This window comes from Sutterella massiliensis, from assembly GCF_016899755.1.
Taxonomy (GTDB): domain Bacteria; phylum Pseudomonadota; class Gammaproteobacteria; order Burkholderiales; family Burkholderiaceae_F; genus Sutterella; species Sutterella massiliensis.
Map to the genome: position 1 here is coordinate 1 of NZ_JACJJC010000040.1, position 2,267 is coordinate 2,267.

The 2,267-nt window shown below is 55.6% G+C and carries 2 protein-coding genes; one reads left to right on the forward strand and one right to left on the reverse strand.

Translation table 11 applies throughout. The features are described from left to right. On the reverse strand, positions 1-1,152 hold a 1,152-nt coding region (locus H6A60_RS10990), incomplete at its 3' end, for a hypothetical protein (protein WP_205104562.1). 141 nt (positions 1,153-1,293) lie between these two features. Between H6A60_RS10990 and galE the strand changes: the two genes are divergently transcribed. Continuing rightward, a partial coding sequence (gene galE, locus H6A60_RS10995; RefSeq protein ID WP_338054870.1) for a UDP-glucose 4-epimerase GalE occupies positions 1,294-2,267 on the forward strand: 974 nt, incomplete at its 3' end.

Consider the following 2,267-nt stretch of genomic DNA (forward strand, 5'->3'; position numbering starts at 1 on the left):
CATGTAAAGCGCATAAGCCCACATGTCGTCATTCGCCGTCGACGCCGTGATCGTGGTCTCGCCGCGGGCGAAGGTGACAGCGGGATTGTCCACCGCATCGGTCGAGACAGCGAACGCAATCACGTCAAGACCGTTCTCGTTCGTCGATTCGGCCGCAATGTCGGTTTTGCCGGCCGAGAATGTCACCCGGCGCTGGGTTTCGGCAAACCCGAGCGGATTATCGAGAGCGTACCCGTAAACCCAGGATTCTTCATCAGCGTCAACTGCCGCAGCACTCGAAACGTGAATGTTCGTTGAAGCACCGGTATATTCGGCAGCACCCTCGCGGTGATAAACGCCGCCGATTTCCACATACGGATTCCCGTCCAGGGTGCCGCCGGTTACGACAACCGACGCATTGTTGAATGTAACGTCGGTATCGGCGCCGTTAATGAATACGCCGTCAACCATCCCGACTTGATAGGGATTGATGTCATCGTCGTCATAATAGTTGCCGAACTCTCCGAAGCCGTCGAGCGCCTTAACCGCTTCAAAGTCGGTTTGCGAAAATGACTTTTCAACATTCAGCGTCCGTTCGCCGGCACCTGTGACAAGCTGGTCGAAGACGTTGATGTCGTAGTTGCCGCCTTCCGTACGATTAAGAGAAGCCGACCAGTTGCCGGCCTTGACCGGCTCCGTGAGTGTCGGCTGATCGGATGCGGCCGATGCAAAACCGGAAGATAGTGCAACAGCCGCAGCAACTGCAGTTGTTATCAGGGACTTCTTAAAGGATTCTTTGGATTTGAAAGATTTCTTCAACGTCGAAGTTGCCCGCATTTGTATATCTCCGATTGAAAGTCGATCGATACCTTCTTTCAGTGTAAGGCCGCGATTTGGCCGTAAAAAGGAAATTGACGTATACGCGGGTTTTCGACGAATCTGTGTTGCGTCGTCGTTCGCGGAGGAAGCTCTTCGGCACCGTTCATTTTTTCCGCTATCGAATCCGTCGTCGAACCTTCCGCTCAATACGGCCGCTGCGGTATGCGCTCGTTCGATCTGCCCGGGCCTGGGATTTGCGAGAAGTTCGACCAAACTCGTTTCAAAACATTGGCAACCGCTGTCGAATCCGGACGAGACTTCATTGAAAACGAAGGCCTGATCGAACGTGCTCAAGCCTTGGGATGCAGGCCGCGACAAGCAAGCGCCGTAGACCTAGGCGATACACCGATCGATGAAGAGAACGTCATCAAGCACGGCTTATCGCTTGGAAGCAAAGCTGCGTTCTGCGCCTCCAATAAAAAACCGGACCGTTCGATGAACAGTCCGGAAATGAAGATGCTCACCGACGGCATGGGTTTCATCGGCTCGCATACCGCCGTCCAATTGCTCGAGGCCGGTCACGATGTTGTGCTCTACGACAACCTGTCGAACTCGGATGCCGGCGTCGTTGACCGCATTGAAAAGATCACGGGTCGCAGGCCGCTGTTCATTGAGGGCGATATTCGAGATAAAACCGCTCTTGAAAAGGCGCTGAAGGAAACGCAGACCGACGCAGTCATTCATTTCGCCGGTCTCAAGGCCGTCGGCGAGTCGGTTTCGAAGCCGCTTGAGTATTACGACAACAACATCGTCGGCACACTGCGGCTGCTTCAAGCGATGAAGAACACCGGCGTTTCGCGCCTGATCTTCTCGTCGTCTTCAACCGTCTACGGTACGCCCGAGAAGCTCCCGCTCACGGAAGACTGTCCGACAGGCGAAGCAACTAATCCCTATGGCCGAACGAAACTTCATATCGAGCAGATCCTCGCCGACTGCTGCGTTGCAAACCCGGCACTTTCCGTCGTCTGCCTGCGGTATTTCAACCCTATCGGTGCGCATCCTTCCGGTCTTATCGGTGAGGATCCCAACGGCATCCCCAACAATCTGCTCCCCTACGTAGCTCGCGTCGCAAGCGGACGTCTCGAATGTCTCCACGTATTCGGCAACGACTACGACACCCCCGACGGGACCGGTGTCCGCGACTTCATTCATGTAATGGACCTGGCGGACGGTCACGCCAAGGCGCTTCCGTACGTCATGTCGCACACGGGGTGGATAGCCGTCAACCTGGGCTGCGGCCGCGGCTACAGCGTCTTGGAGGTTGTGAAGGCTTTTGAAAAAGCCAGCGGAAAGAAAATCCCCTACAAGATCGACCCTCGCCGCCCCGGTGATATTGTCGCCAACTGGTGCGATCCCGCCCGAGCGGCAGAACTCTTCGGTGGCACGCACAATACGGCATTGATGAAATG